We start from the raw sequence: 22,848 nt of genomic DNA, 5'->3' as shown, positions 1-22,848 counted from the left end.
CAAAGGGAGGCCAATCGGCCTCCCTTTTTGATCCCGGCGCAGTCTTGTGCCAAGGGCTATTGACCCAGGTAGCGCAGCAGCCCCGGGTGGTCACTGTTTTGCAGAATATCCGGCTTGCCTTGCAGGGCGATGCGGCCCTCGTCGACAAACAGCACCTGATCGGCAATCAGCTGGGCATCTTCCGGATTGTGGGAGACCATCAGTACGGTAATGCCCTGTTCGCAGGCTAGCCTCGCCACTTCGGCCAGCATCTCGCGGCGCAGGGCGGGATCGAGGGCAGAGAAGGGCTCATCCAGCAGCAGCAGCGGTTTGCCCCGCACCAGCGCACGGGCCAGCCCGACTCGCTGCTGCTGGCCGCCGGAGAGCTGCTCCGGCAGGCGGTTGAGCATCTCACCAAGACCGACCCGCTCGGCTGCATCGATCACCTGTGTACGCTGGGCTGCACTGAGGCGCAGACCCGGGTGCAAGCCGATGGCGATGTTGTCGAACACCGACAGGTGGAGGAACAGGTTGTGATCCTGAAACAGGGTGGTGACTGGCCGCTCGGCGGGGCCCAGTGGCAGCAGGTCTTCACCATCGAAACTGAGGCGGCCTGATTCCACCGGCACGAAGCCGGCGATCATCCCGAGCAGGGTCGACTTGCCCGCGCCGCTTGGGCCAATCAGCGCGGTGATCTCCCCCTTGGGCAGAGTCGCGCTGAAGCTGACTCGCCAGTCGGGGTAGCTGGTCACCAGCGTATCAATGTTCAGCATGTTTTCCTCCTCAAAGGGTCCGTTCCACCAGCCGGAACAGCCGCAGAAACGCTGGCACAGGGGCGCAAGGCGTTTAGTATCTCAATGTTGCTCGCCATTTTTTCCTCCAAGTCCCCGCTCCACCAGCCAGAACAGGGAGAAACAGAGTGTCAGCAACAGCAGAGCGGTGGCTGCTGCCTCGGTCAATCGGTAGCTGCCGAGCTGCTGGTAGAGCAGCCAGGGCAGGGTGGTGAGCTCCTGACAGCCAAACATGGCGATGGCGCCGAGATCCCCCAGCGAGAGGATCATCGACAGCGCCATCGCCAGTGCCAGCGGGCGGCGCAGCAGCGGCCACTCCACCAGTCGCAGGCGATGCAGGCCGCGTACCCCCAGGCTATCCGCCAGCCGGTCGTATTGGCGCACCACCAGCTGCATGGGGGCGGAGAGGGTGCGCAGCACGTAGGGTAGCGCCATCAGGGCGTTGACCAGCACCACCAGCCAGGGGCCGAGGGCGAACACATCGGCAAAGGGCATAAACAGGATAAAGAGACCGGTGGAGAGCACCACTGCCGGGATCATCAGGATCACCGAGCCGCTTGCCTCCCACAGAGCGGCAGCCCGCCGCTGGCGGGTGCGTACCTTGAGGTGACGGCTGGTGAGCAGCAGGCCGCTGCCGAGCAGGGTCGCCAGGGTGCCTGCCGCCAGTGCAATCAGCAGCGACTGGCCGCTCGCCTGCCACAGTTTGGCGGAAGTGAGCGCCGTCAGCAGGCCGGGGTGGAGGCCGGCCACCACGATAGCCAGCAGCGGTGGCAGAAAGATGGCGAGCCCGATACCGAGCGAGAGCAGATCCACCACGGCCGTGCCCGGCTGATGGCGATCCGGTCGCAGGCAGGGGCGACGGGGTGTCACCCTGCTGGCCGGGGGGCTCTGCAGCTTGTGCTGCAGGGCGAGCAGGGCGGCGGTCAGGATGAGCTGCACCAGCGCCAATCCGCCCGCGGTGGCGAGATCGAAGTCAAAGCGCAGCGCCTGATAGACGGCCACCTCCAGGGTAGTTGATTTCGGCCCGCCTCCCAGCGCCAGCACGGTAGTGAAGCTGGTGAAGCAGAGCATGAAGATGAGGCTGGCAAGCCCCGGCAATATGCCGCGAATAAGCGGCCACTCCAGCAGCCGGAAGATATGGGATGAGCGCATGCCGAGCTGGCTGGCGAGGCGCCAGCTCGATTCGGGGATGCTCTCTATGCTCTGCAGCATCAGCCGGGCCGCCAGTGGCATGTTGAAGAAGACGTGGGCCAGCAGGATACCGAACAGGCCGTAGAGATAATTGCCGGGATCCAGCCCCAAGGTGCGCAGCAGCTGCTGCAGCCATCCCTGTTTGCCGTGGACAGCCACGATACCGAAGATGGCGATGATGACCGGCAGTACCAGCGAGAGGCCAAACAACTTGATCAGCAGGGTGCGGCCAATGAAACGGCGCCGCGCCAGCGCGCGGGCCACCGGAATGGCCAGCCCCAAGCTCAGCAGGGTGGAGAGCAGCGCCTGCCCCAGACTGAATCCCAGCACATGGCGCAGATAAGGGTCTGCGAGCAGGGAGCGGGGCGCCAGCGAACCGGCCTGCCACAACAGGGCCGCCAGCGGCCCGAGGGACAGCAACAGGATCAACAGGGTGGCTGCACTGCCCGGCAGCCACCAGAGAGGACGAGCCTGTGGTTTCAGATAACGGTTCACTGGGTGACGGCTTGCAGCCACTCGCGGATCCACCCTTTGCGATTGGCGGCCACCTCATCGCTGCTGAAGGCGAGCGGCTTGGCTACGGTGATCATCTGCTCGAAGCCCTTGGGCAGCGGCGTGTCGATAACGGGATACATCCAGTTGCCGGTCGGGATCTCGTTCTGGAAGGCGGGGCTCACCATAAATTGCAGGAACTGGTCAGCCAGCTTCCCCTGTTTGGCGCTCTTAAGCTTGGCGGCTACTTCTACCTGACGGTAGTGCCCCTCTTCAAACGCCGCAGCCTGATACTGGGGCTTGTTCTCGGCAATCAGGTGATAGGCCGGTGAGGTGGTGTAGGAGAGCACCATGTCCGCTTCACCATCGAGGAACATGCCATAGGCCTCTGACCACCCCTTGGTGACGGTGACCGTCTTTTTGGCAAGCTCGGCCCAGGCTGCAGGCGTCTTGTCGCCGTAGATAGACTTCATCCACAGCATCAACCCCTGCCCCGGGGTGGAGGTACGGGGATCCTGATAGATCACCTTGAGATCGGGGCGCTCCAGCAGCTCTTTCAGGCTCTTGGGCGGCTGCTTGAGTTTGTCTTTGTCATAGATGAAGGCGAAGTAGCCGTAGTCGTAGGGGACGAAGGTGTCATCCTGCCAGCCACCCGGCACCTTGATGCCATCCAGCTTGGCGGGATGGGGGGTGAACAGGCCGCTCTGTTTGGCTTCGCTGATGAGGGCATCGTCAAGCCCCAGCACCAGATCGGCCTTGCTGTGGTTGCCCTCCAGCCGCAGCCGGTTGAGGATGGCGACACCATCTTCGAGGGGAACCAGATTGAGGGTGCAGTGCACGCTTTCTCGAAGGCCTGTTTGATCTTGGGCCCCGGACCCCACTCGGCAGTGAAAGAGCTGTAGGTGTAGACGGTGAGGGTGTCGGCGGCGAACACATTGGCCGACAGCAGGCCGGTGGTGACCAGCAGCAGGGTCTTCATGGGTGGCACTCCCTATTACTTGTTAATAACGAGGTGCCAGCGGGTGAGGGCGCAAAAAATGAGCGCCATGCCTCAAATTCCTCCGCCAGCATTATCTGGATCAGGTACACGGGTATAATCTCAGCGGTAAACCGCACCCCGTTTGAGAAACGAACCGCATTGTATTAACGTTCTTTTGGGTAGACCAGCACAATTGTGCAATACCCATGAGATGACGCCCACCCAACAGAGGATGTTCGCGTGCTTACCAATACCAAGGAAAGGCGTGCCTTTGCGCGCATGGTCATCAATGCTCCGGTCACCGTCTATCAGCAGCAGCTGGTGCTGGAGGGGATCTGCCGGGATCTCAGTGCCAACGGCATGGGGATTGCGGTCTCTGAACACCAGCTCGACATCAATCAGCCCATCCGGATCAGTCTTGCCACCAACAACAACCTGTTGCCCCCCTTTGAAGCCCATGCCCGTATTATCCGGGTGCTGGAGGAGGAGAGCGGGTTGCTGCTGGCGGTAGAGTTTCTGCCTCAGGGTTAATCCTCTCTCCCCATCGGCAGAGGGAGGGGATTAGCCTTTCTCCTGAACCGGCTGCACACTCAACTGCTTGCTATCGACCAGCGTTTTGCTGGTCGATGCTATTTGGCCCGCAGGCAAGGTGGCGGGGCCGGTAGGTTCGAGCAGCAGGTAGTTCTGCCCCTGCCAGTTGAGGGTCACATCCCCCGGCTTGGCGGGCAGGTCAACGGCCAGCAGAGCATGGCCGGGGACGAACACCATGGCCTGTTTCAGCTCGGGAAAGAGCTGAGCCAGCATGGCGGCCATCAGGGTTACCTTGCTGTCGCAATCACCCCGGTTCTGCTCCAGCACCTGACGGGGAGATAGAAATCCCTTGCCCTGCCTGCCGTTCAGGCTATCGAGCTGCTGATAGGGGATGCTCTGGATAAAGGTGAGCATATGGGCCACGGTTTTCTGGCGCGCTTCTGTTTCGGTACTGCCCTGCTGTTTGAGTTGATCCGCCAGCGGAGCCAGCCCGCTGCGACTCTCCAGCGCGATGCGCACATGGTCCTGCTTCACCGCCAGCTGCCCGTCCGGGGTGTTGAAGTACTGGAAGTAGTGTTTGGTCAGCCACGCCTGCTCCTCTTTGCTCCGCTTGGACTGCAGAAAGGCCATCGCCTCGCGCGCCTTGTCCTGATTGCGGCTTTTCAGATGCAGCTCCAGCGAGGGACGGGCGAGGGTGAACTGCACCTCGGGGTAGTTCTGGCGCACCTTCCGCAGCAACACCTGCAACACCTCCTCCTGCATTCTGGCCGGGCGATAGGCGATAAGGGGCGGCAACTTGCCCTGTTCGAGCCGGTAGGTGAGCTGTTGGGGTTTGCCTTCGCTATCCTGCCAGCCGACGCTGATCTGGCCGAGGCTGTTGTTGAAGCTGGTTTGGCTGGCCCCCGCAGGCAGGGCAAGCAGCAGGGCACAGAGCAGAGGAATTGCCGTCGGTCTCTTCATCATCCTTTCCTGTGGCACGGGCCAGTTCCGGTGGCCCAAAGTGGGAAGTGTCGCGGACAGTAAAACAGGGAGCCGAAGCTCCCTGTTGATTCTACTCGTTTTTTTGCAACTGGCGCGTTAAATCCAGCTCGGCTGCTTCGCCTCAAAAGCGCTGATGGCGGCCTCGTGCTGCAGGGTCAGACCGATGGCATCCAAGCCGTTGAGCAGACAGTAACGGCGGAATTCATCGATCTCGAAACCGAAGCAGAGGCTACCTGCACGTACCTGATTGGCCTCCAGATCCACCTCGATCTCGATGCCCGGTTTGGCGGCCACCAGCAGGAACAGGGCATCGACCTCCTTCTCCTTCAGGCGCACCGGCACCATGCCATTGTTGATGGCGTTGCCGTAGAAAATGTCGGCAAAGCTCGGGGCTATGATGGTCTTGAAGCCGTAGTCGGCCAGCGCCCAGGGGGCGTGCTCGCGACTAGACCCGCAGCCGAAGTTCTCGCGGGCCAGCAGAATGCTGGCACCGGCGAATTGCGGCTGGTTCAGTACAAACTCGGGGTTTGGCTGCTGGCCGGCATCGTCCAGAAAGCGCCAGTCGTGGAACAGGTGCTTGCCAAAACCAATGCGGTTTACTTTTTGCAAAAACTGTTTGGGAATGATGGCGTCGGTGTCGACGTTGGCGCTGTCGAGGGGGACGACGATCCCTTTATGCTGTTTGAATCCTGTCATCGAAATGTCCTCTTACAGTGCGCGAATGTCGGCGAAGCGGCCGGTGACGGCGGCGGCGGCGGCCATGGCCGGGCTCACCAGATGAGTGCGGCCGGCGCGGCCCTGACGCCCTTCGAAGTTGCGGTTGCTGGTGGAGGCGCAGCGCTCCCCGGTTGCAGCCGGTCGTTGTTCATGGCCAGACACATGGAGCAGCCGGGCAGGCGCCACTCAAAACCGGCCTCGATGAAGATCTTGTCCAGCCCCTCGGCTTCGGCCTGCGCCTTCACCTGCTCGGAACCCGGCACCACCAGCGCCTGCACGCCAGCGGCTACCTTGCGACCGCGAGCGATGGCGGCGGCGGCGCGCAGATCCTCGATGCGGCTGTTGGTGCACGACCCGATAAACACCTTGTCGATGGCAACGTCGGAGAGCTTCTGACCCGGTTGCAAGTCCATGTAGGCGAGCGCCTTGCGGGCGGATTGCTGTTCCATCAGGTCGTTGAAGGATTCCGGTGACGGAATGGGTTCATTAACGGCAATCACCTGGCCCGGGTTGGTCCCCCAGGTGACCTGCGGGGCGATATCGGCGGCATCCAGCACTACTTCGGCATCGAAACGGGCACCTTCATCGCTCTTGAGGCTCTGCCAGTAGGCGATGGCCTGCTCCAGCGCCTCGCCTTTGGGGGCGAACTCCTTGCCACGGATGTAGTCGATGGTGGTCTGGTCGGGGGCAATCATCCCCGCCTTGGCACCCAGCTCGATGGCCATGTTGCACACCGTCATCCGCCCTTCCATGGAGAGGCCCGCAATGGCCTCGCCAGCGAATTCCACCACGTAGCCGGTACCACCGGCATGGCCAACCTGACCGATGATGGCCAGCACTACGTCCTTGGCACTGATACCCTCGGCCAGCTTGCCGTTGACCGAAATGCGCATGGTCCTGGCGCGACCCTGTTTCAGGGTCTGGGTCGCCATCACATGTTCCACTTCGGAAGTGCCGATGCCGAACGCCAGTGAGCCGAAGGCGCCGTGGGTGGCGGTGTGAGAGTCGCCGCAGACGATGGTGGTGCCGGGCAAGGTGATGCCGAGCTCGGGGCCCATCACATGGACGATCCCCTGATATTTGTGGTTGAGATCGTAGAGACGAACCCCGAACTCCTTGCAGTTTTCGGCGAGCGTCTCCATCTGGATGCGGGCCATCTCGCCGGAGGCGGCGATGTCCTTGGTGGTGGTGGAGACGTTGTGATCCATGGTAGCCCAAGTCAGATCCGGGCGGCGCAGCTGGCGGTTCATGGCGCGCAGGCCGTCGAATGCCTGCGGGCTGGTCACTTCATGCACCAGATGGCGGTCGATGTAGATGAGGGGGGTCTCCCCCTCCACTTCCCGTACCACGTGGGCGTCGAATACTTTCTGATAGAGGGTCTTGGCCATTGCTTCTCTCTTCCTTGTTCTCTGTTATGCGGCTCAGATCCGGGCGGCGATCTGGCTACCCATCTCGGACGTGCTCTGCACCGGGTGGCGGGCGCTGGCCTGATGCAGGTCGGCGGTGAAGTAACCCTCGGCCAGGGTCTGGGCCACGGCCTGCTCGATGGCTTGAGCTGCGGCTTCCTGGCCCAGGCTGTAGCGCAGCATCAGGGCGGCTGAGAGGATCTGGGCAATGGGATTCGCAATACCCTTGCCGGCGATATCCGGGGCCGAACCACCGGCCGGTTCGAACAGGCCGAAACCCGATTCGTTGAGGCTGGCAGAGGGGAGCAGCCCCATGGAGCCGGTGATCATGGCGCACTCGTCAGAGAGAATGTCACCAAACAGGTTGGAGCAGAGCAGCACGTCGAACTGGGACGGATCCTTGATGAGCTGCATGGTGGCGTTGTCGATATACATATGGTTCAGCGTCACGTCCGGATAGGACTTGGCTACCTCGGTCACCACTTCGCGCCACAGAATGGAGGAGGCGAGCACGTTGGCCTTGTCGATGGAGGTGACCTTGCCACGGCGCACGCGAGCCGATTCGAACGCTATCTTGGCGATGCGCTCAATCTCGAAGCGATGGTAGACCTCGGTGTCGAACGCCTTCTCGTTCGCCCCTTCTCCCTCGCGCCCCTTGGGCTGGCCGAAGTAGATGCCACCGGTCAGCTCGCGCACACAGGCGATGTCAAAACCGCGATCGGAGATGTCGGCGCGCAGCGGGGAGAACTGTTCCAGACCGGTATAGATACGGGCCGGACGCAGGTTGCAGAACAGCTTGAAGTGGGCGCGCAGGGGCAGCAGTGCGCCACGCTCAGGCTGATCGTTGGGGGGCAGATGTTCCCATTTCGGGCCGCCCACCGAGCCAAACAGCACGGCATCGGCCGCTTCACAACCCGCGATGGTGCTTTGCGGCAGCGGGGTGCCGTGGTTGTCGATAGCGATGCCGCCCACGTCGTGGTGATCATACTCGAAGACGAGGCCGAACCTTGCCTGCACCTTCTCCAGCACCTTGACGGCCTCGGCCATCACTTCCGGGCCAATGCCGTCACCCGGCAATACTGCGATCCGATAACTGCTCATACACTCTCCATCCTGATATTGTCTTTGAGATCCCTCTGTCCGGTTTTCGCTAATCTGTGCGCGGTTGCCGGTTCAGACGTTCCCCGTCCCGATGTTGTCATTCCATGCCGTCTGTGTGGCTGCGAGTCCTGCTCAGACGGTTTCCGATGTGATGCTGTCATTCCATCCCGTCTGTTTGGTTCCGAGCCCTGTTCAGACGGTTTCTGATTTGATGCTGTTATTGCGTTCCATCTGCTCGGCCACCTGATCGGCGCGCCAGATACTGTTGATCACATGGAGCAGGGCGTGGGCCGAGGATTCGATGATGTCGGTGGCCAGCCCCATGCCGTGGAATTTGCGCCCTTTGTACTCGGCGACGATATCGACCTGACCGAGGGCATCTTCCCCTTCGCCCTTGCTCTTGAGGGCATATTTGTCGATGCGGATCTCATAGCCGGTGATGCGGTTGATGCACTGGTAGACCGCATCCACCGGGCCATTGCCGGTGGCCGCTTCACAGATCAGATCCTGCCCCACCTTCAATTTGACCGAGGCGGTGGCCAGCACCGAGCTGCCGCTCTGGACCCCGAGGTACTCCAGCTTGAAGTGCTCCGGCTCTTCGTGGATCTGGCTGAAGAAGGCCAGCGCTTCGAGGTCGTAGTCGAACACCTGCCCCTTCTTGTCGGCCAAGGTCAGGAACTTGCCGTAGAGGTGGTCGAGGTCGTAGCTACTCTCGGCATAGCCCATGGACTCCATCCGGTGCTTGATGACGTGGCGGCCGGAGCGGGAGGTCATGTTGAGGTTGTTCTGGGTCAGGCCGATGCTCTCGGGAGTGATGATTTCGTAGGTATTTTTCGCCTTGAGCACCCCATCCTGATGGATGCCGGAGCTATGGGAGAAAGCGTTGGCCCCGACGATCGCCTTGTTGGGCTGCACCGGCATATTGCACAGCTGGCTGACCAGCGTGCTGGTGCGATGAATTTCGTTGTGGCGGATATTGGTTTGCACCCCCAGCAGGTCGGCACGGGTTTTGAGGATCATAGCCACCTCTTCCAGCGAGCAGTTGCCCGCCCGTTCGCCGATGCCGTTGATGGTGCACTCGATCTGGCGGGCCCCCATCTGCACCGCGCCGATGGAGTTGGCCACCGAGAGCCCCAGATCATCGTGGCAGTGGACCGAGATGATCGCCTTGTCGATGTTGGGTACCCGGTTGAACAGGGTGTGGATGATGCCGGAGAATTCGGTCGGCACCGTGTAGCCCACGGTATCGGGGATATTGATGGTGCGGGCGCCGGCCTTGATGGCGGCTTCCACCATGCGGCACAGGTTGTCTATCGGGGTGCGGCCCGCATCCTCGCAGGAGAACTCCACATCGTCGGTGTAGCGCAGGGCGTGCTTGATGGCGCCGACCCCCATCTCCAGCACATCTTCGAAGCTCTTTTTCAGCTTGCTCTCCACATGGATGGAGGAGGTGGAGATAAAGGTGTGGATTCGAAACGCCTCGGCGACCCGCAAGGCTTCACCGGCGGCGTCGATATCCTTGGGCAGGGCGCGGGCGAGAGCGCAGACCCGGCTGTTTTTGATGTGGCGGGCGATGGTCTGCACCGATTGAAAATCGCCGGGAGAGGAGACCGGGAAGCCCACCTCCATGACGTCGACACCGAGCCGCTCCAGTGCCTGGGCGATCTGCAGCTTCTCCTTGACTGTCAAACTGGCCGCCAGGGCCTGCTCACCATCACGCAAGGTGGTGTCGAATATGATGACCCGATCTGACATGTGACTTCCCTCTTCCTAAGTTCGGTAACGTGCATCCTGCGGCGGCATAAAAAAACCCGTGCAGTGTGCACGGGTTTTTGTAAATTCCGGCTATGCCTTAGCCCGGCTACAAGGATCCCGCGCGAGTTAACGCGATTAGGGAGATTAGTAGTAGCGGGGTGGCGATATGCATGACGTTGTTATTCCTTCCAGTCGATAACGCTTTTACCAATATCGAGATTTTTATGCTGTGTCAACACGGAAGGTCAGGGGCAATCTGCTGACGTATTTAATCGGATTGTAAAGGATTGCAAATTTCCTTGTCCCATATTCGGCCCATGACCGATTATCTGGTCATTCCTGCTGTGCTCTATTCTCTGCACAACCAGATCGACTTATCAGCATTGGCTGAATTATCTGAGGTGTTAAATGGAAAAACGTAGACCTGGTCGTCCGGTCGGACGTTCTGACATTCGTGACAAGTTGCTTGCTGCCGCCCGTGAGCGTTTTCTCAATACTCCCTATAGCAAGGTGACTACACGCGAAATCGCGGAGCTTGCTGGCTCCAATCTGGCAATGATCCACTACTACTTCGGCAGTAAAGAGGGTCTTTACAAAGCGGTGTTGGGCGATGTCGCCGAGCCCCTCGACCATGCCTGGCAAGATGAACACAGCAATCACAGCCTCAACGAGCTGCTCAATACCTACTATCAGGTGATGGCGCCCAACAGCGAGCTGACCTCTGCCATCTCCAGCGCATTGTCGACCGAGAAGAGCCCGGGCCGGGATTTTGTGCTGAACCGCCTGCTGGAACGCCAGCTGCCGCAGTTCGATGCCCTGCTGGAAACCATGAAGTCCAACGGTGAGCTGGGTGACAACCTGGATCCGACATGCTGAAGATCTCCTTCCTCAGCATGATGTGGCAGCCGTTCGTGATGAAAGATCTCTACGAGCAGGTGTTTGGCCTGAAAGTGGATGAGCACTTCATGGCCCGTCTGGCAGACCACAACTGCCGTCTGATGGAGACCGGTCTGCGCGGCAGCCACTGATTTTGCCGCAACATCGAGATTAAAAAGGGCCATTCGGCCCTTTTTTCATAAATCTGTTATCCCTTGTTCAACGTAACGTCATCCCGCTTTCTTACTCTGCAAGCAGAATTCAGGGAAGGAGGGGATATGAACAAGATCCAGCAATGGGACCTGCAGGTGTGTCGGGTCTGCCTGCTTCACGGCTACAACCGGCAGCAGGCGAGGGTGAGTCGCCTCATTTCCCGCACCGGTGATGGTCCGCTTTACGCCGTGCTGGCCGCCTTGCTCTGGTGGCAGGGTGAGACAGAACGGGAACTGGTGCGGCTGGCGCTGCTTGCATTTGCCATCGAACTGCCCCTCTATCTGCTGCTGAAAAACAGCCTGAAACGGCAACGGCCGGTCGGCTTGCCGGTCTTTATCACCCCTTCCGATCGCTACAGCCTCCCCTCCGGCCACACCGCCGCCGCTTTTCTGATGGCCACCATACTGGCCACCGGCTTTCCGCTCTGGGCACCCCTGCTGTTTGGTTGGGCGGCGCTGGTGGGGGCATCCCGGCTGCTGCTCGGGGTACACTATCTGAGTGATTTGGTAGCCGGTGCCCTGCTGGGGGGCGGTTGCGCCGTGCTGGCGCTCAGCTGGAGCCACTCATGAGGATACTGTTTGGGGTGCAAGGCACCGGCAACGGTCATATCAGTCGCAGTCGCACCCTGGCGCGGGCGCTGCGCACAGCAGGGGTCGAGGTGGATTATCTCTTCAGCGGCCGCCCTGCCGACCGCTACTTCGACATGGAGGAGTTCGGCGCCTACCGCGCCTTTCCCGGCCTCACTTTTGTCAGCCACGAGGGGCGAGTTTCTCCGTGGCGCACCCTGCAAGCCGCCTCGCCGCTCACCTTCTGGCGGGATCTGCGGTCTCTCGATTGCAGCGAATACGATCTGGTGGTGAGCGATTTTGAGCCGCTGACCGCCCACGCTGCCCGCCGCTATGGCAAGCCGAGCCTCACCGTCAGTCATCAGGCCAGCTTCAACTGGCCCATACCGCGTTGGGGAGAGGATGGGGTCAGCCGCCAGCTGATGCGCCACTTTGCTCCTGTGGATCAGCCGCTCGGGCTGCACTGGTTTCACTTCGGTCACCCCTTGTTGCCGCCGGTGATCGACCCTATCGCCGCCGCACCGGATAACGGCGAGATCCTGGTCTATCTGCCATTCGAGCAGACCGAGGCGATCGCCGCCCTGTTGTCGCGCTTTGGTCAGCAGCGCTTCGTCTGCTTTCACCCCGCCATTCGTACCCCTAGCCAATGGCGCAACCTGCGCTTCGAACCACCATCGCGGCACGGGTTTATCGCCGTACTGGCCGGTTGTCGCGGCGTCATCTCCAACGCGGGTTTCGAGCTGGCTTCCGAGGCGCTCACCCTTGGCAAGAAGCTGCTGGTCAAACCCCTCGGCGGCCAGTTCGAGCAGCTGACCAACGGCAAGACCCTCGAGATGATGGGACTGGCGACCCTGATGGATGTGCTCGATGCCAATCTGGTGCGCACCTGGCTCGACAGCGCCTCGCCGGGGGCTGTCTGTTACCCCGATGTAGCGGGGGAGCTGGCCCGCTGGCTGGCGGCGGGCGCGGACGAGAGCGTGGCCTCTCTGTCACGGCGGCTCTGGGCGCGCACCCTGTTTCCGGAGGAGGTGAGTGATCGCCTGAGCGAGCTGGATGGGGGCGACTGTTTATCCAGTTGCTGGTTATCGCAAGTGAGCGTTGTTGACTAGACTGAAAGGCGATCCCACCAAGGAGAGGACGGAGCAAATGCGCTTTACCAATGAAAACGGCGAAGTCATGAACCTGGCTGACAATCTCACCCTGCACGAGTTGCTCGATATGGGTGTCAGCATTTCGGTCAGTGAAGAGACCGATCCTGATCAGCAGATCTGGTTGGCGGAGCCGGATCAGGAGAACTGAGTCATCATTCGGCATCAAGCCCATCGCTGAGCGGTGGGCTTTTTTGTGGCTGTTTTTCCCCTCTGCGGAATGATCCGCTGGCCATTCCCCGACTTCCTTCCCTTTTGTCTCATGGTCGCTGCGGCAAGTCATTGAATGTTAATAGCCGGTTGAAATGTATGACTGTTCTGGTCAGATAAAGCCGTGGACAAGCGTTATGAAGCGGGTTAAGTTGGTTTTTCACCCTATTTTCGGGTGAATGACGGAAAAATCCTTTTTTTCTACTGTCGACGGGGCTGAATTGGGCCGATCTGCATTCAGATAACAACAAGAAACGGATCGGGCCGTGCCGGGAAGCACGGCATCGTCGGCGGGATTCGCTAAACGGAGCAAAGCCTGGAGGGCTTTATCATGGAGATGTTATCAGGCGCCCAGATGGTGGTTAGAGCGCTGGAAGATCAGGGAGTTGAGCACGTCTTCGGCTACCCTGGTGGCTCAGTGCTCGACATCTATGACGCTCTCTTCGAAAACGGCAAGATGGAGCATGTCTTGGTGCGGCACGAGCAGGCCGCGGTTCACATGGCTGACGGTTACGCCCGTTCCACCGGCAAGGTGGGGACTGTGCTGGTAACGTCAGGCCCGGGAGCGACCAACTGCATTACCGGTATTGCCACCGCCTATATGGATTCCATTCCGCTGGTGATCCTCTCCGGCCAGGTGCCGACCAGCATGATCGGTGAGGATGCGTTCCAGGAGACCGACATGATCGGTATCTCCCGCCCGGTGGTGAAGCACAGCTTCCTGTGCAAGAAGGCGAGCGATATCCCTGAGGCCATCAAGAAGGCCTACTACATTGCAGCCAGCGGCCGCCCGGGGCCGGTGGTGGTGGATCTGCCCAAAGATGTGCAGAACCCGAAAGAAAAATTCCCCTACCAGTATCCCGAGACGGTCTCCCTGCGCTCCTACAACCCGACCAAGTCTGGCCATAAAGGGCAGATCAAGCGGGCTGCCAAGCTGCTGGTAGAAGCCCAGCGCCCGGTGATGTACGTGGGCGGTGGCGCCATCAACGCCAATGCGGACCATCTGGTGACCAAACTGGCGGAGCTGCTGAACCTGCCGGTGACCACCACCCTGATGGGGCTGGGGGCTTTCTCCGGTGTCCATCCGCAATTTATCGGCATGCTGGGGATGCACGGCACCTTCGAAGCCAACAAGACCATGCACAACGCGGATCTCATCTTCGCCGTGGGTGCCCGCTTCGATGACCGTGTCACCAACAACGTGGCCAAGTTCTGCCCCAATGCGACCGTGGTTCATATCGATATCGACCCCACCTCCATCTCCAAGACGGTGCAGGCCCATGTGCCCATCGTCGGCTCGGTGGAAACCGTGCTGGAGCAGATGCTGGAAGTGATCCGCGAGTGTGGCTTCGATAACGACAAGGAGGCGCTGGTGGACTGGTGGAGCCAGATCAACCAGTGGCGCTCCCGTCACTGTCTGGCCTACGAAAAGTCGGCCACCCAGATCAAGCCGCAACAGGTTATCGAGACCCTCTACAAGGTGACTCAGGGTCAGGCGTTCGTTGCCTCCGACGTGGGCCAGCACCAGATGTTTGCTGCCCTCTACTACCCGTTTGCCAAACCGCGCCAGTGGATCAACTCAGGGGGCCTCGGCACCATGGGCTTCGGTATTCCGGCTGCCATGGGGGCCCAGTTTGCCAACCCGGATGCGGTGGTCTGCTGCGTCACCGGCGATGGCTCGGTGCAGATGAACATTCAGGAGCTCTCTACCTGCATGCAGTACGGAGTGCCCATCAAGATCATCTCCATCAACAACCGTGCGCTGGGCATGGTCAAGCAGTGGCAGAAGATGTTCTACGGCGGCCGTCACAGCCACTCCTACATGGAGTCCCTGCCGGACTTCGTCAAACTGGCGGAAGCCTACGGCCACGTCGGCATCGCGGTGAGCGATCCGGCCGAGCTGGAGAGCGCCATGGAGAAAGCCTTCGCCATGAAGGATCGGCTGGTGTTCATGGATATCTCGGTCGACCCGGATGAGCACGTCTATCCGATGCAGATAAAGTTTGGCGCCATGGACGAGATGTGGCTGAGCAAGACGGAGAGAACCTGATGAGACACATCATTTCAGTACTGCTGGAGAACGAATCCGGCGCCCTGAGCCGCGTGGTGGGCCTCTTCTCCCAGCGTGGCTACAACATCGAGACCCTGACGGTGGCGCCGACCGAGGATCCCACCCTGTCGCGCATGACCATTGTCACCATGGGTGACGAGCGGGTGCTGGAGCAGATCCAGAAGCAGCTGCACAAGCTGGTGGATGTGCTCAAGGTGTGCGACCTGAGTGAAGGGGAGCATATCGAGCGGGAGATCGCGCTGGTCAAGGCGCGCGCTGCCGGTGGGGCCCGTGACGAGCTGAAACGGCTGGCGGATATCTTCCGTGGCCAGATCGTCGACGTCACCCCCGAGCAGTACACGGTGCAGCTGGTGGGTACCAGCGAGAAGCTGGATGCCTTTATCAAGACTGCGGCCCAGACCAACGAGATCATCGAAGTGGTGCGCTCCGGCGTCTGCGGTATCTCTCGGGCGGACAAGGCGTTGCGGCCCTGATGGCTGGCGGGACAGCTGATGACTCGTCAGCTGCCGCAGAGTGAAAGGAAAGAGGGCTCTGCGGAGCCCTCTTTGTTTGGTTTCGCTTTACGAGGGGAGGGGTGATGTTCGGTATTCATGATCTTGCACTGTTTATGATCTCGGGGTTGCTGCTCAATATCATGCCGGGGCCGGACTCCCTGCTGGTCATGCTGCGCAGCGGCTCGCAAGGGTGGCGTGCCGGTTCGGTCGCGACGTTGGGTATTGGCACCGGTGTCATGGTGCATGTGCTGGCGGCGGCGCTGGGTCTGTCGGCCCTGCTCAGCGCCTCGGCCGAGTTGTTTGCCCTTATCAAGCTGGCTGGCGCCATCTACCTGCTCTATCTGGGGTTCTCCTTGCTGCGCCAGCAAGCAACGGGTGCAATGGAGAGAGGGGCCACCCTGCCTGCCCTCTCCTATGACCAGATTTACTGGCAGGGGGTGCTGACCAATGTGCTCAACCCCAAGGTGGCGCTCTTTTTCCTCGCCTTCGTACCCCAGTTCATCGCACCGGATGCCCCCGACAAGGCGCTCGCCTTTATTCTGCTTGGCTGCATCTTCAATCTGGGCGGCATCATCTGGTGTCACCTGCTGGTCTTTACCACCGTCTATGCCAGCCACAAGGTACGGTTGTCGCAGCGTCTCGGTCGCTGGCTCAACCGGGGCATCGGCACCCTGTTTGTCGGGCTCGGGATCAAGCTCGCCAGCGACTAGCTCGCCGCTTTCTGACCTGAGGCAGATTATCGTGCTGCGCGCTGTGGTATGGTCGGCTGTTAGCTGCGGGTCTCTCCCGCGCTCTCTTATAAACGCCAGCATTTGCTGGCCGCAGCAGCGAGATCCCTTGCCCAGATGAACATCGCCCGGCTCAAGAACTTTACCGAGATCGTGAAGAACAACTTCAACATCTCGGCGACGGCGGAGAAGCTCTACACCTCCCAGCCCACCCTCAGCAAGCAGATGAAGATGCTGGAAGATGAGCTCGGGCTCGCCCTCTTTACCCGCAAGGGAAAGAATCTGGTCGGTTTGACCAGCGCAGGCGAGCAGGTGATGGAGTTGGCCAAGGGGGTGGTGGCACAGGTGGAGCAGATCAACCAGCTGTCGCTGGGGGAGCAGCTGGCCACCAGCGGGGTGCTGCGTATCGCCACCACCCACACCCAGGCCCGCTACAAGCTGCCAGCGGTGATCACCGAGTTCAGTCGTCGCTACCCTGACGTGGCGATCCAGCTCCATCAGGGGGCGCCTGCCCAACTGGCCCAGATGGTGCAAAGCGGCGATGTGGATATGGCGATCGCCACCGAGTCCATGTATCTGTTCGATGAGCTGGCCGCGGTGCCCTGCTATCGTTGGGGGCGCAGCGTAGTGGTGCCGCACGGTCATCCGCTGATCGACTGCCAGCCGCTGTCAATGGCGGATCTGGCCCGCTATCCCCTCATCACCTATGTATTCGGCTTTACCGGCCGATCCAAGATGGACAAGGCTTTCAGCCGCCACGGCCTGTCGCCGAAAACCGTGCTGACCGCCACCGATACCGATGTGATCAAGCACTACGTCCGGCTCGGAATGGGGGTCGGGGTGATTGCAAGCGTGGCCTTTGACGAGGGGGACAGGGAGGATCTGGTGAGTCTCAATATCGACCACCTGATCGCCTCGAGCGCCACCCACATCTGCCTGCGCAAACATGCCCATTTGCGTGACTACATGTACGACTTTATCCACCTCTACGCCCCCCATATCAGCCGGGAGACGGTGCAGCTGCACCTTATCAACCAGCCGCCCGCTGCCAATATGGCGGAGTTGCCATGGCTTTAACCGCGGGTTGTTTGTCGTACACAGAGCAAAAATACAGAGACAAAAAAAGAGAGGCCTTGGCCTCTCTTCTGGTTTTATCGGTATGCGGGATTAAGCGCTGCGGGTCGCCAGATTGATAAAGATCTGGGCTCCGACCAGCAGGCAGTCGTCATCGAGGTAGTAGGGATTCGCATGCAGGTAGTTGCAGATCCCCTTGGCCTGACAGCCGCTGCCGAGGAAGAACATGGCCCCCTTGCGGCCACGGCAGGCGTTAACCATGTAGCTGAAATCTTCGCTGCCGGTCATCGGCTGCCCCTGAGCGTTGATCCCCTCAGAGGGCAATACATCGGCGGCCGCTTGCAGCAGACGGGCGCAGGCATCGGCGTGGTTTTCGACAGCCGGATACCCGGCATAGACCATCTTGGTCTTGAAGCCGCGCAGTTCGCTCTGGGCCACGATCTCCTTGAAGCTGTTCTTCAGGATCTGGTCGGTCTCGGCATCCATGGCACGGATGGTGCCGCGCGCCTGCACATGGTCGGCGATGGCGTTGGGGATGGTGCCGCCGTTGATCATGCCGCAGCCAAATACCGCCGGGCTGAACGGACTGGTGCGCTTGGCGACGATGTAGTCCATGTCCTCGATGATCCGCACCGCTTCGCGGATGGCATCCAGCCCCTTGTGGGGGGTCGAGCCGTGGGCGGAGATACCGTGCACATCCAGCGTCCAGGCAGAGCCCCAGGAGGACATCACACCGTGGTTGAACTTGATGGTGCCGGTCTCCATGGCGCCGTCGTTATGGAGGGCATAGACCTCGTCCACCCCCTTCATGCAGCCCAGTTCCACCATCTTCTCGGCTCCAGGCACCCGCATGTCCTCTTCCGCCATCTGAAAGATAAAGCGGACGTTGTACTGCAGGCGATCGCGGTTGGCGGCCAGAAACTTGGCTGCGGTCAGGGCGATCGCCATATGGGAGTCGTGACCGCAGTTGTGGGCCATTCCCTCGTGGGTCGACTTGAACGCAACCTCGCTCATGTCGTGCATCTCGAGGCCATCCATGTCGGCACGGAAGGCGATGGTCGGCAGCACCGGGTCAACCACCAGATCGCCGTGGAAACCGGTGAAGCCCGGGTAGTCGGTGAGACGGTAGCCAAAGCTTGCCATCAGCTCGTGGCAGTAGGCTGAGGTCTTGAACTCGACGCCGGAGGCTTCCGGAATGGTGTGCAGATGGTGGCGCACTTCCTGACTGAAGTCGCGCAGGGCCAGCAGGGCCGGTTCAATGTGGATGTTGTTCATCAGATGATCCCTTGAATGGAGAAGCCGAGTTGGGCCACCAGCGAGGCGCCGAAGAAGCAGCAGGTGGAGACGATCATGAAGATCAGGATCACTTTCCAGGACATCTTCTTCAGCTCTTCCAGCTGACCACCCACCGAGAGACCGGCAAAGGCCAGCAGCGGTACGCAGCAGGAGAGGAAGGAGATCTTGGCGACGGCATCAATGAAGAGGCCGCGCACCGGGGTCTCCGGCAGGCAGATCAGAATGCCGATGATGGTGGCATAGGCAAATGCCGGCAGGGATGAGGGCAGGTAGCGCTTGGCAATCAGCGAAGCGAACACCACCAGTGACATGGCGATGAAGCTGTCACCCATCAGCCAGAGCGGAGTGCCGGTGGTCAGGGTCTGGGTAAACATAGCCAGCAGGATCGCCAGAAAGACGAACCGCATATCCATTACGATGCTTTTCATGCTTTCTCTCCTTTGGTAGTCAGGGCATAGATTTTTTCAGCGAGCGGCAGACCCAGATAGGTGAGGGAGAGGGCGCCGAGGGCAGACGAGAGCAGGTTCGAGGCTGCCGCGATACTCAGCACCTGCTGAGCCAGTGCTTCGTCGAGACCGTTGATCAGGGCGCCGGAAGCGGCACTCAGCATGGAGCCTGAGCCCACACCGGAGCCGGCAGCCAGAGCCAGCGGGTGCAGACCGGTGAGCGGGGCGATGCTGCCCAGCACGCTGAACCAGAGGGTGCCGATGACGGAGCCGCACAGGTAGATGGCCAGCACGCCGATGTACTCCTGGGAGCCGGTGCCGAACTTGCCCTGAATTACCGCAACGGACGGCTCACGGCTGATGGAGGAGCAGGCCCCGATGGCGCGGCGGCCAAAGCCGAACTTCACCGCCAGCGGAATGGCGATCAGGATCGGCAGCAGATTGCCAATCTCCTGCAGGAACAGCGGCACGCCGACGCTCAGGATCATCTTCAGGTTGGGGATGATCATCCCCGCGTACTGGGTACCCAGGATCAGCAGGCTGAAGCCTACCATTTTGCCGCAGAAGCCCTCTTCTTTTTCGGTGAAGAGCTGCTTCCAGCCGGGGATGCGATCCTTGACCGGCTTGGCGGAGACAATCATGCCGATGATGACGGCAAAGAGCATCGGCAGGATCGGAATGATGGCGATGCCTATCTTGATCTCCTGCTTGCCTATCAGGTACTGGGCCACAAAGATCAGCATGGCGGTTGCCAATATGCTGACCGTGACCGTCTTGAGGGGGCTGGTTTGCTGCATAGTCTTTTCTCTTGTTATTCCCATGTGTGGCCATCGTCAGGATTGTCCAGACCGATGATGGGGGCATCATAGGGAGCTAAGAGGGGCAGGTATGTGACCTTCATCAAGCTGGCCATATGGCATTTTTTCATGGGGTATGCCCTTTAACCCTCTGGATACCAAGGGTTAAAGGCCGTTAACAGAACGTCAGCATTGGCAGGACAAGATAAGCAAACAGGAGGGAAATGGTGACACCGCCCCGCAGGGCGGTGACGCGTATCAGACGGGCGTTTTGAGCCGTGCGCTGCGCAACAGCAGGGGAAGCTGGTAGAGCACCAGGGCGCCGAGTACCAGTCCGGCACCGGCCAGTTTGGCGCCGCCGAGGGGTTCGCTATAGAAGAGGGTGCTCAGCAGCAGAGTCCAGATCGGCTCCAGCAGCATCATCAGGGCGGCGTGGGCGGTGGTCATCTTGCTCAACGCATGGGTGAGCAGCCAGTAGCGCAGGGTGGTGGCGATCAAGACGCTCGCCGCAAACCAGCCCCAGATGCCGTGGCTGACTCCAGCCTCGGGCCACTGTTCGGTCAGCAGGGAGAGCAGGGTGCCGAGCAGGCCGGTCATCGCCAGCTGGATGCAGGTGAGCCAGGTGGGGGCAATAGATTGGGCGAAGTGGCGATGGACGGCAAGCTGGATACCGAGGGTGGTGGCCGCCGCCAGAAACCAGAACAGCGAGAGTGACACGCCCCAGTGGGTACTGCTGGAGAGCAGCAGCAAACCGGCGATGGCGATGGGCAGGGTGAGCCAGTAGTGGCGGCCGGGCTTGGCCCGAAAGGCTCCCCATGCGGCCAGCGGGGCCATCAGGGTGGCGACGCTCATGATAAAGGCGCCGCTGCCCAGCGCATCGCTCTGGCTGATGGCGGTGACCCACAGCAGCAGGCTGGCACCGAGCAATGTGCCGCAACCGGCAGCGCGCACCAGTTGGGCGCGAGTCGGCGGCGGTTCACGCAACCAAGCCAAGGGGAGCAACAGCAGCGCCGCCAGCAGGAAGCGGCTGCCGATAAAGGCGGCAGGGGGCAGTTCGCGGATCGCCTCTTTCGAGAAGAGCCAGCCAGCAGCGGCCAGCAGGGTGACCAGTACCATCAGCAGCAGGGGAGTGCGGTTCATCGGGGTCGTCATGGTGAAATGGAGGGGAGAGCATAAAGGAAAGGCGCCAGGTATTGCTACCTGGCGCCTTTCGCATCTGCCTTGAACCGCCGTCGCGGCTCGCGGCCAGCAATCAGTTCATGCCGTATTATCGTACCGCCTGTCTAATGCTGTTTTATGTCGTCTGTGATTTAGGTATATCTAATTGATCTATATCATTTAATTTTCCATTCTTGTCTAAAGTTATCTTAGGGGATATAAGACAGGTGTGGGTTCAAGTGTGGGTTCAAAATGGCAATCTCAGATTCAAAACTCAAAGCAATGTTGCGTGGTCACGATGATGATACGCCCAGAAAGGTTGCGGACAGGGATGGGCTATCTGTTCTGTGGAGGAATAGCGGAAAAGTCAGCTTCGTGTACCGCTATCGAATTTTAGGCAAGGCAAAAAACCTGACTCTGGGCTCCTATACCGGCCAGGAGGGGGGGCTGTCGCTTTCCGAAGCAAGGAAAAAGGCGGCGCAATGTCGAGCTTGGTTAGAAGAGGGCAATGATCCCGCCTTGATGACGCGGATCGGTAAAGATGAAAGGCTTAAGCCTGTTACGGTTAAAGATGCACTCGAGTATTGGCTCTGCCATCACGCCGATAAGAAAAGGTCGAACAGTGAGAAGCATCGCCAGCAATTTGCGAAGTGGGTCTATCCCCGTATCGGAGATCTTCCCTTGTCAGATTGTGATACTCGTCACTGGTTGAGCGTCTTTGACGAGTACTCGAAGGTAGCTCCTGTGGCTAGTGGATATTGTTTCCAAAACTGTAAGCATGCTCTGAAATTTTGCCGTGTCAGACAGTTTGCAGTCAGTAATGCGTTGGACGATTTGACCGTCGCTGATGTTGGGCAAAAAGCGAGTAAGCGAGATAGGGTTCTGACGCTAGAAGAACTGCGCACACTATGGGATTGGGCTGAGAAGCTAGGTCCATATTGCTACTACGGAAATTTGGCCAAGATTCTGTTGTCGTTCGGCGCAAGAACCCAAGAAGCTCGGCTATCAGCCCCCGAAGAATGGAATCTAGTCGAAGGTACATGGACCGTTCCTGCGTCCAATTCGAAAACAGGTAATAAAATCGTGAGACCAATACCTGATTTTATTCGGCCGACGATAGACGCCATGCTGAAAGCTGCCGCCGCACAGTCATCCTTATACTTGCTAGGGGAGCTCAAGCGACCAGAAGCGGTAAGTCAGTGGGGAAGGGGGATTTGGAAACGGATCGGGCATAGCGCCCCTTGGACATGGCACGATCTGCGAAGGAGCTTAGCGACCCGGCTAAACGAGGCTGGGATTGCCCCCCATGTCGTGGAACAAATTTTAGGTCATGCTCTACCTGGTGTAATGGCTCACTATGTTCATACGGTTCGGTTACCGGAACAAAAAATGGCTCTGGAGTTGTGGGGAGGGATTTTAAAACCTTCAGAACAACCGCCAGACAATATTGTGCATCTACAAGTGGGGTAGGGGAGCACAGATCTTTCTTCAGTGATTTGTAGACTGTGTAAATGGAGGGTACACCCGGTGTACCCTCCATTTACTTTTGCTGTATTTTGCAGACTGCTCCGCTATGCTACGCAGCCACCTGATGGGCATGTAGCTGATGCGGCGCCTTCCCTGGCCATTAGCCTTGCCTGTCAGGTGGTCTGTTGCAGGTGCTCCTGATAGACCTTCTGCCACTTGGTATGCTCAACCTTATCGCCTCTGGCCTGCCAGAAAGCACAGATGCTCTGTGCCAATTCTGCGGCCATGGCATGATCGTTATCACGACGACAAATCAGATACTGGGCCAACCAGTTTTGGTATTGCTTCATTGAGACCTCTTCAATCACCCTCTGGGAGGGT

The 22,848-nt window shown here is 59.9% G+C and carries 20 protein-coding genes, 3 pseudogenes and 1 riboswitch; of the genes and pseudogenes, 10 read left to right on the top strand and 13 right to left on the bottom strand.

Annotation, left to right across the window (positions count from 1 at the left end; genetic code table 11):
* Positions 1-56 precede the first annotated feature (56 nt).
* The 3 genes and pseudogenes from thiQ to thiB all read right to left on the bottom strand — a co-directional run bounded on the left by thiQ (position 57) and on the right by thiB (position 3,432).
* On the bottom strand, positions 57-752 hold the full coding sequence (thiQ, locus tag ACTG2B_RS17920) for a thiamine ABC transporter ATP-binding protein (RefSeq protein WP_439996547.1): 696 nt from the start codon (positions 750-752) through the stop codon (positions 57-59).
* A gap of 81 nt (positions 753-833) precedes the next feature.
* Entirely contained in the window at positions 834-2,456 is a 1,623-nt protein-coding gene (gene thiP, locus ACTG2B_RS17915) for a thiamine/thiamine pyrophosphate ABC transporter permease (RefSeq protein WP_439996956.1), read from the bottom strand.
* Positions 2,453-3,432: pseudogene (gene thiB / locus ACTG2B_RS17910) on the bottom strand (thiamine ABC transporter substrate binding subunit). Before thiB ends, thiP begins: the two are co-directional and overlap by 4 nt.
* Positions 3,433-3,492: 60 nt before the next feature.
* Positions 3,493-3,583, bottom strand: a riboswitch (TPP riboswitch).
* 89 nt (positions 3,584-3,672) lie between these two features.
* Here thiB and ACTG2B_RS17905 point away from each other — a divergent pair.
* Positions 3,673-3,963: a PilZ domain-containing protein gene (locus tag ACTG2B_RS17905; protein WP_005339160.1), complete on the top strand. Its 291-nt coding sequence runs from the start codon at positions 3,673-3,675 to the stop codon at positions 3,961-3,963.
* A gap of 30 nt (positions 3,964-3,993) precedes the next feature.
* On the opposite strand, the gene ACTG2B_RS17900 is transcribed toward ACTG2B_RS17905, so the two are convergent.
* The 5 genes and pseudogenes from ACTG2B_RS17900 to leuA all read right to left on the bottom strand — a co-directional run bounded on the left by ACTG2B_RS17900 (position 3,994) and on the right by leuA (position 9,923).
* Entirely contained in the window at positions 3,994-4,923 is a 930-nt protein-coding gene (locus ACTG2B_RS17900) for a transglutaminase domain-containing protein (RefSeq protein ID WP_236324256.1), read from the bottom strand.
* Positions 4,924-5,040: 117 nt separating this feature from the next.
* Positions 5,041-5,640: a 3-isopropylmalate dehydratase small subunit gene (gene leuD, locus ACTG2B_RS17895; RefSeq protein WP_047436255.1), complete on the bottom strand. Its 600-nt coding sequence runs from the start codon at positions 5,638-5,640 to the stop codon at positions 5,041-5,043.
* Between the two features lie 12 nt (positions 5,641-5,652).
* A pseudogene (gene leuC / locus ACTG2B_RS17890) lies at positions 5,653-7,049 on the bottom strand (3-isopropylmalate dehydratase large subunit).
* A gap of 33 nt (positions 7,050-7,082) precedes the next feature.
* Entirely contained in the window at positions 7,083-8,168 is a 1,086-nt protein-coding gene (leuB, locus tag ACTG2B_RS17885) for a 3-isopropylmalate dehydrogenase (protein ID WP_429215983.1), read from the bottom strand.
* A 192-nt stretch (positions 8,169-8,360) separates the two neighbouring features.
* Positions 8,361-9,923 carry a 2-isopropylmalate synthase gene (leuA, locus tag ACTG2B_RS17880; RefSeq protein WP_005341192.1) on the bottom strand — a complete coding sequence of 521 codons (1,563 nt, stop codon included), beginning with the start codon at positions 9,921-9,923 and terminating at the stop codon, positions 8,361-8,363.
* A gap of 408 nt (positions 9,924-10,331) precedes the next feature.
* Between leuA and ACTG2B_RS17875 the strand changes: the two are divergent.
* From ACTG2B_RS17875 to ACTG2B_RS17840, 8 genes and pseudogenes are all read left to right on the top strand, one after another.
* A pseudogene (locus ACTG2B_RS17875) lies at positions 10,332-10,951 on the top strand (TetR/AcrR family transcriptional regulator).
* Between the two features lie 126 nt (positions 10,952-11,077).
* Entirely contained in the window at positions 11,078-11,581 is a 504-nt protein-coding gene (locus tag ACTG2B_RS17870; protein WP_439996546.1) for a phosphatase PAP2 family protein, read from the top strand.
* Entirely contained in the window at positions 11,578-12,687 is a 1,110-nt protein-coding gene (locus ACTG2B_RS17865; RefSeq protein WP_005349173.1) for an MJ1255/VC2487 family glycosyltransferase, read from the top strand. Before ACTG2B_RS17870 ends, ACTG2B_RS17865 begins: the two co-directional genes overlap by 4 nt.
* Before the next feature lie 37 nt (positions 12,688-12,724).
* A complete protein-coding gene (locus ACTG2B_RS17860; protein WP_005339147.1) occupies positions 12,725-12,877 on the top strand; it encodes a hypothetical protein in 153 nt (50 codons plus the stop codon).
* Between the two features lie 390 nt (positions 12,878-13,267).
* Positions 13,268-14,986, top strand: coding sequence for an acetolactate synthase 3 large subunit (locus tag ACTG2B_RS17855; RefSeq protein ID WP_279499959.1), 1,719 nt, complete (start codon positions 13,268-13,270; stop codon positions 14,984-14,986).
* On the top strand, positions 14,986-15,480 hold the full coding sequence (ilvN, locus tag ACTG2B_RS17850) for an acetolactate synthase small subunit (protein WP_005311605.1): 495 nt from the start codon (positions 14,986-14,988) through the stop codon (positions 15,478-15,480). The genes ACTG2B_RS17855 and ilvN overlap by 1 nt, the downstream gene beginning before the upstream one ends.
* A gap of 104 nt (positions 15,481-15,584) precedes the next feature.
* Complete coding sequence (locus ACTG2B_RS17845; RefSeq protein ID WP_439996545.1) at positions 15,585-16,211, top strand: LysE family translocator; 627 nt, start codon at positions 15,585-15,587, stop codon at positions 16,209-16,211.
* A 135-nt stretch (positions 16,212-16,346) separates the two neighbouring features.
* The gene (locus ACTG2B_RS17840; RefSeq protein ID WP_100654501.1) at positions 16,347-17,306 is read left to right on the top strand and encodes a LysR substrate-binding domain-containing protein; all 960 of its coding nucleotides are present in this window, start codon (positions 16,347-16,349) and stop codon (positions 17,304-17,306) included.
* A 90-nt stretch (positions 17,307-17,396) separates the two neighbouring features.
* Here the strand turns inward: ACTG2B_RS17840 and ACTG2B_RS17835 are convergent, their stop codons facing one another.
* The 4 genes from ACTG2B_RS17835 to ACTG2B_RS17820 form a co-directional block, all read right to left on the bottom strand.
* The gene (locus ACTG2B_RS17835) at positions 17,397-18,578 is read right to left on the bottom strand and encodes a M20 metallopeptidase family protein (RefSeq protein ID WP_439996544.1); all 1,182 of its coding nucleotides are present in this window, start codon (positions 18,576-18,578) and stop codon (positions 17,397-17,399) included.
* A complete protein-coding gene (locus ACTG2B_RS17830) occupies positions 18,578-19,027 on the bottom strand; it encodes a hypothetical protein (RefSeq protein WP_033114935.1) in 450 nt (149 codons plus the stop codon). Before ACTG2B_RS17830 ends, ACTG2B_RS17835 begins: the two co-directional genes overlap by 1 nt.
* Positions 19,024-19,842, bottom strand: a complete 819-nt coding sequence (locus tag ACTG2B_RS17825; protein ID WP_439996543.1) for a DUF3100 domain-containing protein — start codon at positions 19,840-19,842, stop codon at positions 19,024-19,026. Before ACTG2B_RS17825 ends, ACTG2B_RS17830 begins: the two co-directional genes overlap by 4 nt.
* A 258-nt stretch (positions 19,843-20,100) precedes the next feature.
* A complete protein-coding gene (locus tag ACTG2B_RS17820; RefSeq protein ID WP_439996542.1) occupies positions 20,101-20,982 on the bottom strand; it encodes a DMT family transporter in 882 nt (293 codons plus the stop codon).
* Between the two features lie 270 nt (positions 20,983-21,252).
* Between ACTG2B_RS17820 and ACTG2B_RS17815 the strand changes: the two genes are divergently transcribed.
* Entirely contained in the window at positions 21,253-22,470 is a 1,218-nt protein-coding gene (locus ACTG2B_RS17815; protein ID WP_439996541.1) for a tyrosine-type recombinase/integrase, read from the top strand.
* 170 nt (positions 22,471-22,640) lie between these two features.
* Here the strand turns inward: ACTG2B_RS17815 and ACTG2B_RS17810 are convergent, their stop codons facing one another.
* Positions 22,641-22,817 carry a hypothetical protein gene (locus ACTG2B_RS17810; RefSeq protein WP_439996540.1) on the bottom strand — a complete coding sequence of 59 codons (177 nt, stop codon included), beginning with the start codon at positions 22,815-22,817 and terminating at the stop codon, positions 22,641-22,643.
* Between the last annotated feature and the right edge of the window lie 31 nt (positions 22,818-22,848).

The sequence above is a fragment of the Aeromonas sp. 30P genome (assembly GCF_051919805.1).
Classification (GTDB): Bacteria; Pseudomonadota; Gammaproteobacteria; order Enterobacterales; family Aeromonadaceae; genus Aeromonas; species Aeromonas veronii.
This window is presented reverse-complemented; position numbering and strand designations above follow the sequence as displayed.

What these genes read in the sequence shown, in the direction of transcription:
- ACTG2B_RS17835 (WP_439996544.1), bottom strand. Translation starts at nt 18,578, where the DNA reads ATGAACAACATCCACATTGAACCGGCCCTGCTGGCCCTGCGCGACTTC.
- leuA (WP_005341192.1), bottom strand. Translation starts at nt 9,923, where the DNA reads ATGTCAGATCGGGTCATCATATTCGACACCACCTTGCGTGATGGTGAG.
- ACTG2B_RS17900 (WP_236324256.1), bottom strand. Translation starts at nt 4,923, where the DNA reads ATGAAGAGACCGACGGCAATTCCTCTGCTCTGTGCCCTGCTGCTTGCC.
- ACTG2B_RS17860 (WP_005339147.1), top strand. Translation starts at nt 12,725, where the DNA reads ATGCGCTTTACCAATGAAAACGGCGAAGTCATGAACCTGGCTGACAAT.
- ilvN (WP_005311605.1), top strand. Translation starts at nt 14,986, where the DNA reads ATGAGACACATCATTTCAGTACTGCTGGAGAACGAATCCGGCGCCCTG.
- ACTG2B_RS17840 (WP_100654501.1), top strand. Translation starts at nt 16,347, where the DNA reads ATGAACATCGCCCGGCTCAAGAACTTTACCGAGATCGTGAAGAACAAC.
- leuD (WP_047436255.1), bottom strand. Translation starts at nt 5,640, where the DNA reads ATGACAGGATTCAAACAGCATAAAGGGATCGTCGTCCCCCTCGACAGC.
- ACTG2B_RS17865 (WP_005349173.1), top strand. Translation starts at nt 11,578, where the DNA reads ATGAGGATACTGTTTGGGGTGCAAGGCACCGGCAACGGTCATATCAGT.
- ACTG2B_RS17825 (WP_439996543.1), bottom strand. Translation starts at nt 19,842, where the DNA reads ATGCAGCAAACCAGCCCCCTCAAGACGGTCACGGTCAGCATATTGGCA.
- ACTG2B_RS17845 (WP_439996545.1), top strand. Translation starts at nt 15,585, where the DNA reads ATGTTCGGTATTCATGATCTTGCACTGTTTATGATCTCGGGGTTGCTG.
- ACTG2B_RS17815 (WP_439996541.1), top strand. Translation starts at nt 21,253, where the DNA reads ATGGCAATCTCAGATTCAAAACTCAAAGCAATGTTGCGTGGTCACGAT.
- thiQ (WP_439996547.1), bottom strand. Translation starts at nt 752, where the DNA reads ATGCTGAACATTGATACGCTGGTGACCAGCTACCCCGACTGGCGAGTC.
- ACTG2B_RS17830 (WP_033114935.1), bottom strand. Translation starts at nt 19,027, where the DNA reads ATGAAAAGCATCGTAATGGATATGCGGTTCGTCTTTCTGGCGATCCTG.
- leuB (WP_429215983.1), bottom strand. Translation starts at nt 8,168, where the DNA reads ATGAGCAGTTATCGGATCGCAGTATTGCCGGGTGACGGCATTGGCCCG.
- ACTG2B_RS17870 (WP_439996546.1), top strand. Translation starts at nt 11,078, where the DNA reads ATGAACAAGATCCAGCAATGGGACCTGCAGGTGTGTCGGGTCTGCCTG.
- ACTG2B_RS17855 (WP_279499959.1), top strand. Translation starts at nt 13,268, where the DNA reads ATGGAGATGTTATCAGGCGCCCAGATGGTGGTTAGAGCGCTGGAAGAT.
- ACTG2B_RS17810 (WP_439996540.1), bottom strand. Translation starts at nt 22,817, where the DNA reads ATGAAGCAATACCAAAACTGGTTGGCCCAGTATCTGATTTGTCGTCGT.
- ACTG2B_RS17820 (WP_439996542.1), bottom strand. Translation starts at nt 20,982, where the DNA reads ATGAACCGCACTCCCCTGCTGCTGATGGTACTGGTCACCCTGCTGGCC.